The 13,088-nt window shown below is 50.3% G+C and carries 13 protein-coding genes; 7 read left to right on the forward strand and 6 right to left on the reverse strand.

Translation table 11 applies throughout. The annotated features are described in order from the left end of the window. Window positions 1-18 precede the first annotated feature (18 nt). Window positions 19-1,488 (reverse strand): hypothetical protein, encoded by a 1,470-nt coding sequence (locus tag Pan241w_RS03685; protein ID WP_232107347.1) that lies wholly within the window; start codon window positions 1,486-1,488, stop codon window positions 19-21. Window positions 1,489-1,703: 215 nt separating this feature from the next. Between Pan241w_RS03685 and Pan241w_RS03690 the strand changes: the two genes are divergently transcribed. Both Pan241w_RS03690 and Pan241w_RS03695 read left to right on the forward strand, forming a co-directional pair. Then, window positions 1,704-2,165, forward strand: coding sequence for a hypothetical protein (locus Pan241w_RS03690; RefSeq protein WP_145211122.1), 462 nt, complete (start codon window positions 1,704-1,706; stop codon window positions 2,163-2,165). 186 nt (window positions 2,166-2,351) lie between these two features. Next, window positions 2,352-3,467, forward strand: coding sequence for a peptidase associated/transthyretin-like domain-containing protein (locus Pan241w_RS03695; protein WP_145211125.1), 1,116 nt, complete (start codon window positions 2,352-2,354; stop codon window positions 3,465-3,467). 24 nt (window positions 3,468-3,491) lie between these two features. Here Pan241w_RS03695 and Pan241w_RS03700 read toward each other — a convergent pair whose 3' ends face one another. Next, window positions 3,492-4,040 (reverse strand): DUF6939 family protein, encoded by a 549-nt coding sequence (locus Pan241w_RS03700; protein WP_145211128.1) that lies wholly within the window; start codon window positions 4,038-4,040, stop codon window positions 3,492-3,494. A gap of 336 nt (window positions 4,041-4,376) precedes the next feature. Between Pan241w_RS03700 and Pan241w_RS03705 the strand changes: the two genes are divergently transcribed. The 3 genes from Pan241w_RS03705 to Pan241w_RS03715 all read left to right on the forward strand — a co-directional run bounded on the left by Pan241w_RS03705 (window position 4,377) and on the right by Pan241w_RS03715 (window position 6,465). Further along, window positions 4,377-4,733, forward strand: coding sequence for a YciI family protein (locus tag Pan241w_RS03705; protein WP_198000310.1), 357 nt, complete (start codon window positions 4,377-4,379; stop codon window positions 4,731-4,733). Between the two features lie 122 nt (window positions 4,734-4,855). Next, complete coding sequence (locus Pan241w_RS03710; protein WP_145211134.1) at window positions 4,856-5,212, forward strand: YciI family protein; 357 nt, start codon at window positions 4,856-4,858, stop codon at window positions 5,210-5,212. After that, window positions 5,209-6,465, forward strand: a complete 1,257-nt coding sequence (locus Pan241w_RS03715) for an RNA polymerase sigma factor (protein WP_145211137.1) — start codon at window positions 5,209-5,211, stop codon at window positions 6,463-6,465. Before Pan241w_RS03710 ends, Pan241w_RS03715 begins: the two co-directional genes overlap by 4 nt. Window positions 6,466-6,791: 326 nt before the next feature. Here Pan241w_RS03715 and Pan241w_RS03720 read toward each other — a convergent pair whose 3' ends face one another. After that, on the reverse strand, window positions 6,792-8,501 hold the full coding sequence (locus Pan241w_RS03720; RefSeq protein WP_145211140.1) for a hypothetical protein: 1,710 nt from the start codon (window positions 8,499-8,501) through the stop codon (window positions 6,792-6,794). Continuing rightward, on the reverse strand, window positions 8,501-9,046 hold the full coding sequence (locus Pan241w_RS03725; RefSeq protein WP_145211143.1) for a sigma-70 family RNA polymerase sigma factor: 546 nt from the start codon (window positions 9,044-9,046) through the stop codon (window positions 8,501-8,503). The genes Pan241w_RS03720 and Pan241w_RS03725 overlap by 1 nt, the downstream gene beginning before the upstream one ends. A gap of 346 nt (window positions 9,047-9,392) precedes the next feature. Here Pan241w_RS03725 and Pan241w_RS03730 point away from each other — a divergent pair, with 346 nt between their 5' ends. Further along, complete coding sequence (locus Pan241w_RS03730; RefSeq protein WP_145211146.1) at window positions 9,393-9,935, forward strand: DUF1572 family protein; 543 nt, start codon at window positions 9,393-9,395, stop codon at window positions 9,933-9,935. An 86-nt stretch (window positions 9,936-10,021) separates the two neighbouring features. Here the strand turns inward: Pan241w_RS03730 and Pan241w_RS29975 are convergent, their stop codons facing one another. Next, a complete protein-coding gene (locus tag Pan241w_RS29975; protein WP_145211150.1) occupies window positions 10,022-11,110 on the reverse strand; it encodes a bifunctional transcriptional activator/DNA repair enzyme AdaA in 1,089 nt (362 codons plus the stop codon). A gap of 298 nt (window positions 11,111-11,408) precedes the next feature. Here Pan241w_RS29975 and Pan241w_RS03740 point away from each other — a divergent pair, with 298 nt between their 5' ends. Next, window positions 11,409-11,936: an SMI1/KNR4 family protein gene (locus Pan241w_RS03740; protein ID WP_145211154.1), complete on the forward strand. Its 528-nt coding sequence runs from the start codon at window positions 11,409-11,411 to the stop codon at window positions 11,934-11,936. Window positions 11,937-11,977: 41 nt separating this feature from the next. Here Pan241w_RS03740 and Pan241w_RS03745 read toward each other — a convergent pair whose 3' ends face one another. Beyond that, a complete protein-coding gene (locus Pan241w_RS03745; RefSeq protein WP_145211157.1) occupies window positions 11,978-12,733 on the reverse strand; it encodes an acetolactate decarboxylase in 756 nt (251 codons plus the stop codon). Window positions 12,734-13,088 lie beyond the last annotated feature (355 nt).

Consider the following 13,088-nt stretch of genomic DNA (forward strand, 5'->3'; position numbering starts at 1 on the left):
ACGCTGATGCGTTTCTCATTACTTTTTTGACGTTGGAAAGCGGATGGAATACAGGTCGCTTTCGTTCATGACAAATCGGAGTCGGACTGTTTTGCCGATCAACTTGCTGAGATCGGATTGCTCTTTCCAGGTGACGATGCGGGCGATGTGATCGCCGTAAATTTCGTCGCAGTCTTCCAGCGAAAATCCAGGAAGGGGAGTGCCGGATTCGTCTTGAAGCTCAACGCGCATTCGACCGGCTCCCGAGGTGGAGTAGTTCAATTCCAACTGGTTGCCGGCGAACTGGAGCGGTTTCGTGGTGAATTCGCCGGTCTCGTAGCTGGCGTGGATGGAAATGAAACCGTCCAGACGCAGCACGTACTGTCCGCCGCCATACATAAACATGCTCATTTCGGTCGGGCTGGTTTGCACCACATTATAGGTAATGTAATTCGCACGATTGCCCCAGCCCCGTTCTCCGAGGCCCGGCCTGATGAACGCTTCTTTGAAATGGCGGTGGTAGCGATCACTGCCGGGGCGCGTTGCCATGAAGGCGATATCCGTAATCGCACCTTTGCGTGCCTGGAAGCGTGTGGGGAGTGCAATGTAAATGTGCGGGGCGCGAAAATAGGGTTGTGTGCCGGATGTGTAGAGATGCTCTTTTGGTTCATTGGCCTGCATGTCGACTGGCTTGGTCCAGTCGAGAAAGTTTTTGCTGGTGCTGCGGCGGATGGCGCGTCGTCCCTGATCAAACCAGCGGAAATAGACCACGTACTGCTGTTCTGCCTCCGACCAGAAGGCGCCATTTTGCGAATCAAAGCTCCCCAGATCTTCGTTGAGTACGGGCTCCCGCTGCATCAATTCCCATTTGATTCCATCTGCCGACGCGAATGCTTTCAGTCCTCCGGGCCCATATTGGTCGCGTAGTTGCGCCCGCTCGTCGGGCGACTTCCAGCCTCCCCAGTTGGCTTCCGGGTAGCGTCCGCCGCCCAGGGCTTTATACCGCTGCGCTTTTGCTGTCTGCGGATTTGTGTCAATAAAGGGGGTGAAATTGTGAGTGGTGAGAAAGGTATCGTTGGAGAGTGCCATTACAACATTACCCTGGGGCATCTCCGGAATGTCAAACAGACCGAGATTGGGTTTATTCCAATGCAGGCCCTGATCGTTGCTCTCGGCATACAGGGTGACTTCATTTTCATGATACTTACCCCAGCCATTCCGCCAGTGCACTCCCGGGACTTTATCGCCACGATAATAAAAACGAAGCAAGTCACCATCCTGGAGCACGGTCGCATAATGACCTGATGGCCTTAGTGGTCGGTTGCGTAACAACTGGGGCGAGTGCATTTTCAATTCGGTGCCGTTCAGTTGGCCGATCAACAGGTCATCCACAAACAGCTCGCGCCGCGTGCCGATGTCTACAGGCTCTGCTGCTAAACCATTCCAGGCCAGTAGGATGATCGCAGAGAATGAAAGAGAAAACAGAATTGCACTTCGAACGACAAACATAAGCGGCCCCTTTTTAGAATCGTCAATGGGGAGAATCAATTTCTGAATCAGCAGTGCGACGCCTCCTTCATGGTACTGAAACTTTGCAAATTGTGCTGAAAATTGCGTGAATTTCGTTGCGAAATCGTGATTCTGACTCAGAATGTCACATGTATACATAATTGAATCATGTTGTGTTTTTTTCAAAAGTAAACCTACACCGGGAGTCCTGTCGCATGAGCAAAGAAATTGTCTTGATCATTCTCATGATCAGCACGTATCGGATCGTGTCTTTAATCGTGGGGTTGGGTTTCGCTTACATGGGATATAAACTCTTTCTGCATGGCGTCTTCGACAAGGCAGGGGAGCTACAGGCCGCATGGGGCGAAAAGAAACTCCTGCTCAAACAGGCGGCCCCCGGGACATTTTTCTCGTTGTTTGGGACCGTGATTATTGTCGTGGCACTCTGGAAGGGGCTGAGTTTTGGTCTCGAAAATGGGCTGGCCGGTTTGACAGAGCAAACCACATCTTTTAAAGCCGTCGGCCATGGTATCGACGAGGAGCCCCTACCTGTTCCCATTCCAGATTCGGATCGCGCCAGGCGAGTACTGAAATTTCAAGGAGAGGCATCCCCTTCAGAAGATCCGCCAGAACCCCGAGAAGCCCCTGAGCCGCTTCCAGTTGAAAAGGAAACATGAAGATCAAAGAAGCTTTTGACTGAAATTCTGTAAGTCTGCTTTGCCTGGTAAGCTGCGTTGCCGGATGTGTCTCTTTTGTGAAGCTTCGTCGCTCACTTTCTTGAAATGCTGTTTCGGAATCAGTCGAATCGGGTAGAATGAGGGAATGGTTCGGCTAGGTTTATCTGTTAAGTGAAAGGTTTCAAAATGCGTCAGACATCCTTCCTTAAAATGATCAGCGTCTTGTTTGTCGTTCCGCTGGGATGCATGCTTGCCGTGCCGTCCGTTGCCATCTGTCGCGAAGCAGAGGATCAAACAGGGAGCATTCACGGGCAGTTGACGAATGTGAAAGGTCATGCAGTTCACACCGGACATGCCGCTGTCTTTCTCTGTGACGCGAAAAGTGGAATGCCCTATTCTCCTGAAACCCGGAAAGTTATTGATCTCGGCTCTGAGGGGGTTCTTCGCTTTGATCAATATTGGCACGCGGTTACCAGCGATATTGGAAACTTTCAATTCAAGAATGTTCCCGTCGGTACGTATCGGCTGGTTGCTCAGTCATGGGCCGGGATCTCGGGAGTGCCCCGTGCGTTTCCCAAATCGAATCGTAACGATCCGGGGAACGAACCGAGTTCGCTGATCATCCTGCACGGAGTTGCCGATTCGGTCGTGGTGAAAGCGAATGAAAAAACGCTGGCCTATCCGCGACAGTGGGGCGAAGAGATGCTGCGGATTGAGACCGACCCGCAGGAGTCTCACAATTTTTTGTTGATCAGTCGTAATCCTCGATTGGGAGAGGGAGTATTGGGGCCGGTCGGCTGGGGGCAGGAATTCATCGCGGGGCTAATTGGCATTACCAGGATGGAAGATTCGTATGTCACACTCATCGGTTTACCCAAAGGTGCGACCATACATACGGGACTGTTGAACTATGATAATAGTCCCGGTATGGGAGGCGCCTCGTTTGTCATTGGTTCGAATCAGCCGGCAACACTGCCGATCTATGCGGCATGGAGCAATGGGAAATATCATCCGATTCTCCGTCTGGAGAAACTCACCTTGTTTCTGGAGGAAAACAAAATCAAGGTGCCAGAACTAACGGGCCTGACTCCAAAGCGTCCGGTGAGTGCTTATGTTGAAGGTGCATGGAGTACAGGGGCAAATCAGGTTGAGGTGCCGGGCTATGGGAAAGTCAGCGTGATTGATCTACTGGCAGCCGAGAGTTTTGGGAACCTCAAAAAATTTCACCGACAACGAGGACAGCGTCGCCCACAGAAAAAAACACAAAAGATTCCTGAAGACGATTTACCCAACGACAAATGACGGTTCCTGGAACACGAAATCGCTTTACGGCTTCGCCCGCTCACGGCAAATGCCATTCAAATACTGAACCAGCGGCGCCGCGTGTGCCCAGGCCTCGTTGAGGTTATTGATGTCGCCGTTATCGCCCAGGTCGTGGAAGTATTGAGGCACGCCGTCAAATGCACGTTCGATTAGCGATTCCAGCAGCGCGGGATCAATGCGATTGGCCAGCACCCATTCGTAGGCGACTTTATAAATCTTGTAGCGGGCTTCCAGATAGCCGATCAACTTTTTGCCGTACTGGTGGCCCGCCGGTTTCTTCTGCACGCGTTTCTTGCCGCGGCCTCGAAACAGGTGCGGCGCGGTCTTGCCGCGGATGACTTTGAGCCCCTGCCAGATGCCCTCGACCGTTTCGCTCACCTTGCCGGGCATGCCGGGAATGGGAATCTCCCCGTGCGGCCAGAGAGGACTAAACGTGCAAAACGGAGGATCGCCATAACTGCTGACATCATAAACCACGGTCCCAGCAGGCAGATTTTCCTTGTGGGAGTAAGGCAGGAAGACACAGGGCGCAAAGGGGGTTACAGGTTTCATCACAATCTCGGCAAAGCTGGAGTCAGGGAGAACTTACGAAATCTCCCCAATGGGAGCTGTGACACCGTTCTCTCCACTTCGGTTCAGAATCTTGGTCTGAACCAGGATTTTTACAAAGATGATGACTTCTGAATTCGGCTGATTTTCTGACTCTTCGTGGAAAACGCGATTAGTACAAAGTGTTTCATACTAAGGATTTCCGCCCTGATTAATACGGTCCACCTGAGGAGAAAAAAACGCAGAAAAAGTTGTCCCCTGGTCTATTGGTCGTTCGTTATCATTGTGTACGATCCATTCGCATCAGCGAAATTTATGATTCCAGAAAAGGACAAACAGATGCCCAAGTTTATGTTTCTGCAGCGCAGCAGCGGAGGTTGTGAAGAAAATCGCCCTGAAATGACACCCGAACAGATGCAAGCCGGTATGAAGGCCTGGATGGATTGGGTTAACAATGGCACCGAAGAAGGCTGGTTACTCGATCCCGGGAGCCCTTTAGATGGTTCTGGAGCAGTAGTGCAACCTGATTTGACAGTGCTAGATGGTCCGTTCACAGAATCGAAAGAACTGGTGGGGGGATACAGTATCGTCCAGGCTCCAGATTTGGCTGCAGCGTGCGAATTGGCGAAGCAAACCATGAAGCTGGCAGGCGGTGGAAAGATTGAAGTCCGTGAATTCGCGAACTTTTGTGAATGACCGGTCTCATTCTTTTGCAATTCATGTCCCAGAAACGTGGCGTCATTCGTCAGGTTGATGAATGACGAATGTTCATGGGGCAATCGTCAGAATATATTCCTAAGGATCTGAGGAGTTTGAAAATGCCGAAATTTATGTTTGTATATCGTGGTGGCCATGAAGGCATGGAACACGCAACGCCCGAAGAGATGCAGCAGGTCATGCAGGTGTGGATGGATTGGATCCAGGGTGGTGTCGAGGCCGGCTGGTTATTGGATGGTGGTGATGGTTTGAAGCCGGAAGGTGCGATTGTGAACGCGGACCTGTCTGTGATCGATGGGCCGTTTACAGAATCGAAAGAGCTCGTTGGTGGTTATTCAATGGTGGAAGCGCATGACCTGGCTGCGGCGATCGAGTTGGCTAAAGGGTCTCCGATGCCCCAGTCGGGGGGGACGGTTGAGGTGCGTCAAATCATGCAGCCGGGGATGGAAGGCTCATGAAGCACTCGACCAGTCAGCTGGTTGAACACTTCTTTCGGCATGAGTCTGCTAATTTAGTCGCAGTGCTGACGCGTGCCTTTGGGATTCGCCGCTTGGACCTTATCGAAGACATGGTTCAGGCGGCGATGCTGGAAGCGATGCATACATGGAAGCAAAGCGGTGTTCCGGACAAGCCTGCCGCCTGGATTCACCGTGTGGCTAAGAATCGTATTCTGGATGCGCTGCGCCGTGAAAAGATACATGAAAAAGCCATTTCGTTTACTGGTCAATCGATACGCGACCAGGAATCGATTGTCGATCAGTGGCTGGAAGAAGAACATTTGCCTGACAGTCTGCTACGGATGATCTTCGTCTGCTGTCATCCCTCACTTGAGCGAAAAACACAGATTGCATTAACGCTGAAAACGCTTTGCGGATTTGGTGTTTCTGAGATCGCGCGTGGCCTGCTACTGCCTGAAGAGACCGTAAAGAAACGCATTCAACGTGCAAAGAAGTCGTTGGCTGCTGCAAATGTACCGCTCGAATTTCCAGTTGATGATCGGCTGGTGCAACGCTTGGACGTGGTCCACGATGTGCTCTACCTGATGTTTAATGAAGGTTATAGTACCTCGCTGGGCAGCGAACCGATCCGAGATGATATCTGCGAAGAAGCAGCACGGTTGTGTCATCTGCTTTGCGAAAGTGCCTATTGCCTGCCTGTCACAAAGGCTTTATTGGCATTGATGTTGTTTCAAGCAGCCCGGTTTGATGCGAGAACTGATGAGGATGGCGCTGTGATTCTGCTGGAAGATCAGGATCGCACCAGGTGGGATCGTTGTCTGATCATGAACGCACAAAGCTGGTTGGCGCAATCAAAAACCGATCAGCCCACGACATTTCATCTTGAGGCAGCCATCGCGATGCAGCACTGTATCGCCCCCAGTGTCGAAGCGACAAATTGGGAGACTATCGTACGTCTTTACAGCCGACTGATGCAACTGCGAGAGTCGCCCGTCTATTCATTGAACCGGGCCATTGCCCTAGCCCAGGCGGGCGATACTTGTGAGGCATTGATGCAATTAGAATCGTTACAGAGTCGAGAAGAGATGCAGAATTATCTGCTGCTTGATTGCGCGTTTGCCCGGATTCATGAACTGGATGGCAACACACAGTCAGCCATCGATGCCTGTCTGCGTGCGTTGTCCAAAGCAGTTGCGCCGCATGAGAAAGAACTGCTGGAACGAAAGCTTCTTAAGCTTACTGAAAAGCGTTGAGGATAATTCGCATGCCGTTGATTCTGAACTACCGAAGCGAAAGAAAAGTAGGGGTCTGAGCTCGTCTCAGACCCCTGCGTTCAGGGACTAGCAATCTGGAAGACTCGAATCCGTTCAGAGCCAGTTGATCCGCCTGCTACAATGTTGCCTGCTGTTAAGTGATTGTAAAACGAACACGAATTTCTACCGTTGAAAACGGGTAAAAAAACAAAAAAATAGAAATCGAATCGATTGAGGGAAATGCCGGGAGGGATCGGTGGTTTAAAATACTGCTCAATGTCTCGCACTGAGATGCAGTCTGAATTGAAGCTGGTTGGCAGGCACGCTTATTGCTTTTCAAGCACCAGCCTGGGGAGATCGGGATTGACCACAGAGTCCCAAGTCGTGCCAATGCGTAATTCATCAAACAGGAAGTCGCCCTTGCGTGCGACTTTGATCCGAACCAGATCGAAGACATTTGAGTCCTGAAAAGGGGTTGTGTTACAGCTCCAGACAGGAGGTTCGCGATCAGGAATGGCTTCTGTTTCTGAAAAGGCGCGCAGAAAGACCTGGTCGGAGGCTTTTTCACTGGCGACAATTTTCGCGACAAAGAAATAGGTTTCTCCAGTTTGCAGCGGAGGTGCTTTTTCAAGGATCTGCATATCGGCTTGCAGGATGACGTAATTAGTAGAACTCATGCCAAACAGGATTTTGCGAGCATGTTCCAGTTTGGCTGATGTCTGTAGTGAAAGATTGCCAAATTGCTCACTGTTTCCAGCCGCGTCACTGTGTTTTTTCTGCATGTAGAAGCTGAGGTAATAGATGGCGTTCGTATCCATGCGGATTGGCTTTTCCAGGGTACGCCAGGCCGTCGTATTTGGCTTGCGAAGTTCGATCAAACCCAACTGATTTTCTGCCAGTTGGGTTCTGGCCAGCGACTGGCGGGGGTGACTGTCGCATTTGGCAAGCGCGCCGCTGTGCATCTGCTTCCGCCACGGGTTTTCCCAGCCGATTCCGGTATTTTGCCATTCAGAAAAACGTTCCGGATCACTGATCACGGGGGGATGGAAGCTGTCGTAGACTTGTAATTCCTGTTGCAGTGCCTGTAAATCTTTCGGCGCTCCCGGAACTTCTCGGTTAAACAGATTCGGTTGCAACTGAATATCATCAATGCTCTGATCGTTGAGATGTTTGGCCTGACCAGCCTCGATAATCACCGATTCTGCAAACTGTTCGTTCTTCTGATTGGGGTCAACTCGAACCGCCCCCTCGAAGACATACAGGTCCACTTCACCATCCTTGTCAATTTTGGCACCATATTCTGTCCCAATATCATGAAACGTCAGCAGGGGGGTGATCAAGGAAAATTCGGGTGATGGTTCATACCCGTGCAGAACCATCTTTCCATAATCGAGCTTTGCGCAGCAGGCTGTCACCATATTGATTTTAGTCGGCCCTTCGAGAATCAGGCGCACTCCGGAATCAAAGCGAAATTCGGCGACTCCCTGTTCGAGAATCAGTTCGTTGCTTAAGAGTCTCTGTCCGGAGAATTCAGGAGGGAATTCTCCTCCCCAGACGCAATCGGTGGCACGGGTGAGAGTGGCGATATAAGGCAGGTCCGTTAATTTTTCCTTTGTGATCGAATCTGGTGTCTGTTTCCAGAGGAAATCGCCTGAGGTCATCCATTCCAGAGCCAGAAACAGGACCAGCGAAGTAGCGACCGCCAGGAAGTAATGCATGTAAAGCAACCGTCTGCCTGAAGACCTCCGCTTGATTTCCTGAGGCTCCTGGTAGAGCTGCGGTTTCTGTGCCGTTTCCTTGATGTCAGTCTCGCCAATAGCAGTCGCTTCCAGTGCCAGTAGACGCTTTGACATGTCGTCCTGGATTCCCGAATCGATATCGACGTACTCAAAGTAGTGTTGTATCGCCCGGGGATCGGAGAGGAGAAAGCTCTGGAACTGTTCGAATTCCGAATCAGAAAGTCCGCCCTCCGGGCTGTGATTTAACAGCTGGTTTAGCAACGGTTCAAATTCAGGGGAGAGATCCTGGACTGACATTATGCCTGCGACTCACTTTGGAGCTTACGGGAGATACAATCTGCCAATTCACGTCTAAGGAGTGAAAGGCGGTTATACAGAGTCTGAATGGATCTGTTGGCTGCCTTTGCCATTTCTTTCAGTGGCTCATTTTTAAGGGTGACATTCTGCAACAGCTGCCGATCTTCTGGGGGCAGTTCGTTTAAACAATCATGGAGCAGTTCCAGTCGGAGATTGTAATTAGTTAACTGCTGCTCTCGTTTCTGTGACATTGTTTCAATGAGTTCCTGACTGTAAAAATGCCGATCGTGCTGTATGCTTCGACGGTAATTACAAACAGTATAAAAAGCGATTCCACAGGCCCAGAAAAAGAAGTCGCGTTCCTGGTCGAACTCATCAAATTTTTTCCAGAGCGTCAAACAGACACGCTGGTAAATATCTTCGGCATCAGAGTTATGAGGCACTAATGCCCGGATGTAACCAAAGATCCTTAAGCGTTCTTTACTTAACAAAGATGTAAAGAGCCCTTGTGAATTGTGATTGAGCGCTGGTATGAAATTCGACATAATCGCCGGAAACTCTGATTGTAAAAAATGGCAGAAAAATAACCTGTTCTGATGATGTCAAATTCAGGTCATCAAGATAAATAGTGCCATTTTTAACTTGGTTTGATCATCTTCACCATTCAGATATCATATACAATACATACGATTAGTTATCATGCAAGTAAAAAACAGAAAATTGTGTGCGTCAGAGCATTTTGCGGTCAATCAACTCGTGCAAAGCGCAAACAAAAATAGAAACACGAGCAGTATTCAGGGGAGATAGACTGCTATCAAAACGCAGGCTATCATAATCGGTTCCAGAAACGCAAAACAGTCGAACCAGGCTTTCAAAGAGACAGGACGCAGAATGGATCATTTCACGCAGTTTATGTCAGCGGTTATCAACACGTTCGAATCCAATCAACGGATGGCCGAGCGGGCAGTGGAACAGGTTTCGGATGAGGGTCTGCGCGTTGCCTTAGATGAGCATACAAATTCCATCGCGGTGATCATGAAGCACGTCGCCGGGAATCTGATTTCGCGCTGGACCGATTTTCTGACGACCGACGGCGAGAAGCCGGACCGCAACCGGGACGATGAATTCGTCGATACGTTTTCCGAACGCGCAGAGTTGCTGGCTTACTGGGAGCGGGGCTGGTCAACTTTGCTGGATTCGCTCAAAAGCCTGACGCCGGACGATCTGGAAAAAACAGTTTTTATTCGAGGCGAAGCACATACGGTGCCGTTGGCGATTCAACGGTCACTCGGCCACACCTGTTATCACGTGGGACAGATCGTGCAAGTCGCCCGCATCCAGGCCGGCGATAACTGGAACACACTCACGATCCCCCGCGGCCAATCGGAACAATTTAATAAAGCACGCTGGGGCGAGGGCAAACCGAGTGCATAACAAAACATAATATGAGCGGCACGGCGCTAGCCGCCGTTTTTGATCAATGTTGCGTTTCACACAAACGGTGGCTAGCGCCATTCCGCTCATTTTTGTTGTCCTTTTTTTACGTTTTCAATTTCTAACAATCGTTTCTTGCGCCACAAACCGCCGCCGTAACCAGTCAAACTTCCGTCGGCTCCGATGACGCGATGACAGGGAATCAGAATCGCGATCCGGTTATCGCCGTTGGCGCGGGCGACGGCGCGGACTGCTGTGGTCTGGCCGATGATTTCCGCCTGTTCGGAATATGAGCGGGTCTCGCCACAGGGAATGGTTTGCAGTGCCGCCCAGACTTTCTGCTGAAACTCGGTGCCGGGCGTAATCAGCGGGAGATCGAATTCCGTTCGCTTACCGGCAAAGTAGGCCTGGAGTTGTCCCTCCAGTTGAGCGAAAAAGGGGCTGTCGCCGGGCAGTGCTGTGGCCTTCAATCGTTTTTGCAATCGGTTAATTTGTGTCTCCAGCATCCGTCGATCCGTGAATTCGAGCAGACAGATTCCCTGTTCCGTTGCGCCCGCCAGCATCGGACCGAGGGGTGTCAAGATCCGACTGACGGCAATCACCTGTTGACCTTTACTTTTGGCAGGTGCCGCGCCCATGGTTTTCTTGAAGCCTTCGCCGAACCCGCTGAGTGATTCGTAGCCGCTCTGAAAAGCAGCGTCGGTGACCGGCGTTTTGTGTTGAATCTGACTGAAAGCCTGGTTGATGCGACGCATGCGCAAATAGGCGGCGAAGCTCATGCCGTGCAGTTTCTGAAACCAGCGACGCACACGCACGGGGTCGAGACCCCGCTCCCGCAGATCTTCGGCCTGCAATCGAATCGTGGCATCCTGCTCGACCTCTTCAATCAACGGCTGCAGCCAGTCGGGCGTCGATCCCAGCGCCACCAGTGGCCGACAGATTTTGCATTCCCGATAACCATTGGCGAGCGCGGTTTTCGCATCGGGAAAATATTCCACATTCTCCGGCTTCGGCTTGCGCGCTGAACAGGAGGGCCGACAGAAGATTCCCGTCGTCCGAATCGCCGCCACGAAGACGCCTTCAAAGCGGCTGTCCCGCTGGACCAGCGCTGCGTACATGGTCTCACGGTCAGGCAGCGACTGCGTCTGGTTTGTTGCTTTATCTGTCGTATTCATTTCCTGAATGTCCCTGTAATACGGGTGTCTGTATTAACATGGTATCCATTCAGAAATCAGCGACAACCGGGAAAGGAACAGGGAATTGGGTTTTGTGGGATTTCACAGAACGGCGGCTAGTGCCGTGCATTATCACTCCGTTTTCGGTATCTGGAAGTTTTATTTATGATCCCTGCCAGACGTTTTGTTTCCGGTGTAGGCCTGCCTAGAGTATAGTAAGGTAAATCGAAACCGTAAGTCGAAAGACCAACTTTGTAAGAAATCCTTCAGCCACTTTAATAACCTAGAAACAAGATTTATGGATTATGTTGAAGCACTTCTCGAATTGGCGCCTCCGACGGATGTACCTGCAACCAGCTTAACACCACTCGATTTCGTGGAGGTTGAGATCAAATTACAGACAACTATTCCCAAAGACTATCAACGGATTCTAGAAGCTTATCGTTCCGGCGCATTCGATAAATACCTCTGGCTGTTTTCCCCCTTTTCTAAAAATCAAAATGTGAATTTGTTTGAACATCTCGCGATAGAAAATGAACTCCTGGAAGAGTCGTTCGAAACGGAGTTATGCGATATTGTATTATGGCCAGCGCCGGAGGGTTTGATTCCCTGGGCGGGAACTGTAAACGGAGATCGAATTTACTGGAGAACGATTAATCATAAAACGCAAGTTCTTGTCCGAGAAACCAGGAGCCTGAATTTTCAAATCTTTCCCCTCAGCATTTCCGAATTCCTGGTCAACGCGCTCATTGAAAAGATTGATGTGAATTGTTTTCCTTGTGATCTTCCTGAAGACCCTTTTTTTCAGTATGAATCGTATGACTGATATGGTGTTTTTTCGTTTTCTGACACCTATTCCGTCTCACCTCACTCAGGCAGCAACAGGGTTGCCCCTGGTTGTAATGTCACTTGCTCAACGTGCCCCGTTCTCATTTTGCCACTCTGTTCATCTTTGTAGAGCAGATGCACATGGACCGAGGTAGCCGGGTGGGTGATGTTTCCTACAGAGTTCTTGGCGAATACACCAACCAGTTTTCCTTTGACGTTCGAAAGGTCTGCTTCATAAGGTCGTTTCTCTTTGGGGAGAACCTCTTTTCGCATCCTGGCCCGTAGCGGACAGGCACCGTTGATTACATGAAAGCGAACATTTTTGAAGTCACCTTGAATGACGAACATGAACGGCTCATCCACATTCAGTCCTGCTTTCCGTGCCGCCTGCTCGATCAGAGAATCGACTTCGTCCGGTTGAATCGTGCGCGAAACCGGATGCTCAGACCAGGATTTCACATAGGACCCGACAAGCAAGGCAGCTTGTGTTTTGGGAGAAAGCTTTTCCGGGCTAAGGGTACCATCCGGTTTTACCTGCGTGAGCGTGGTTTTTCCGTCAAAAATGGTCGCCTCGCCTGCCAATGATTCCAACGCGCCCACGGCATAGAAATGCGGCTTCTGAATCAGCTCAGCAAATTTGACGCGGCCCTGATGTTGCTGCTGACCGATCACCTCATGCATCTTGCCGTATTGAACAATGCCTGCTTGTTTGGACTCTTCGGCAATCACGCCAGTGAGGCTACTGATCATCACGGCGAAAAAAACGAAACCACTTTTCAGTGTCCACTGATACATCCCATCGTCTCCCGATTTAATTATGACTCAGAGTGAAATTGAATCTCCGAAGATACGTTAATTATACGCCGCTGATTACTTGAGGAATAGCACCGAAAATCAGGTTTCATGAAACCTTCATTGACAAGCAGGTTTTTCCTTAAAGCTTCCACTGCGGCCAGGTAGTGTTTCTTAATTCGAATTCGTCTTTGCAAATGGGAAAGAACCGGGGCTAATGCCCTTCGGCTAATTACCACAAACAAGATCAGCCGCACGGCGTTAGCCGCGGTTAATACAAATCTCGATAAAGATTGCTTTCCTGAGAGTCGCTCTTAAACGATTAAATAAACGCTACCTAACATTGAGCTGCTCAGCA

Origin of the sequence: Gimesia alba, assembly GCF_007744675.1 — a bacterium.
Classification (GTDB): Bacteria; Planctomycetota; Planctomycetia; order Planctomycetales; family Planctomycetaceae; genus Gimesia; species Gimesia alba.

Bases quoted from the DNA above. Each gene is read 5' to 3' on its own strand.
- Pan241w_RS03685 (WP_232107347.1), bottom strand. From the start codon at position 1,488: ATGTTTGTCGTTCGAAGTGCAATTCTGTTTTCTCTTTCATTCTCTGCG.
- Pan241w_RS03690 (WP_145211122.1), top strand. From the start codon at position 1,704: ATGAGCAAAGAAATTGTCTTGATCATTCTCATGATCAGCACGTATCGG.
- Pan241w_RS03695 (WP_145211125.1), top strand. From the start codon at position 2,352: ATGCGTCAGACATCCTTCCTTAAAATGATCAGCGTCTTGTTTGTCGTT.
- Pan241w_RS03700 (WP_145211128.1), bottom strand. From the start codon at position 4,040: ATGAAACCTGTAACCCCCTTTGCGCCCTGTGTCTTCCTGCCTTACTCC.
- Pan241w_RS03705 (WP_198000310.1), top strand. From the start codon at position 4,377: ATGCCCAAGTTTATGTTTCTGCAGCGCAGCAGCGGAGGTTGTGAAGAA.
- Pan241w_RS03710 (WP_145211134.1), top strand. From the start codon at position 4,856: ATGCCGAAATTTATGTTTGTATATCGTGGTGGCCATGAAGGCATGGAA.
- Pan241w_RS03715 (WP_145211137.1), top strand. From the start codon at position 5,209: ATGAAGCACTCGACCAGTCAGCTGGTTGAACACTTCTTTCGGCATGAG.
- Pan241w_RS03720 (WP_145211140.1), bottom strand. From the start codon at position 8,501: ATGTCAGTCCAGGATCTCTCCCCTGAATTTGAACCGTTGCTAAACCAG.
- Pan241w_RS03725 (WP_145211143.1), bottom strand. From the start codon at position 9,046: ATGTCGAATTTCATACCAGCGCTCAATCACAATTCACAAGGGCTCTTT.
- Pan241w_RS03730 (WP_145211146.1), top strand. From the start codon at position 9,393: ATGGATCATTTCACGCAGTTTATGTCAGCGGTTATCAACACGTTCGAA.
- Pan241w_RS29975 (WP_145211150.1), bottom strand. From the start codon at position 11,110: ATGAATACGACAGATAAAGCAACAAACCAGACGCAGTCGCTGCCTGAC.
- Pan241w_RS03740 (WP_145211154.1), top strand. From the start codon at position 11,409: ATGGATTATGTTGAAGCACTTCTCGAATTGGCGCCTCCGACGGATGTA.
- Pan241w_RS03745 (WP_145211157.1), bottom strand. From the start codon at position 12,733: ATGTATCAGTGGACACTGAAAAGTGGTTTCGTTTTTTTCGCCGTGATG.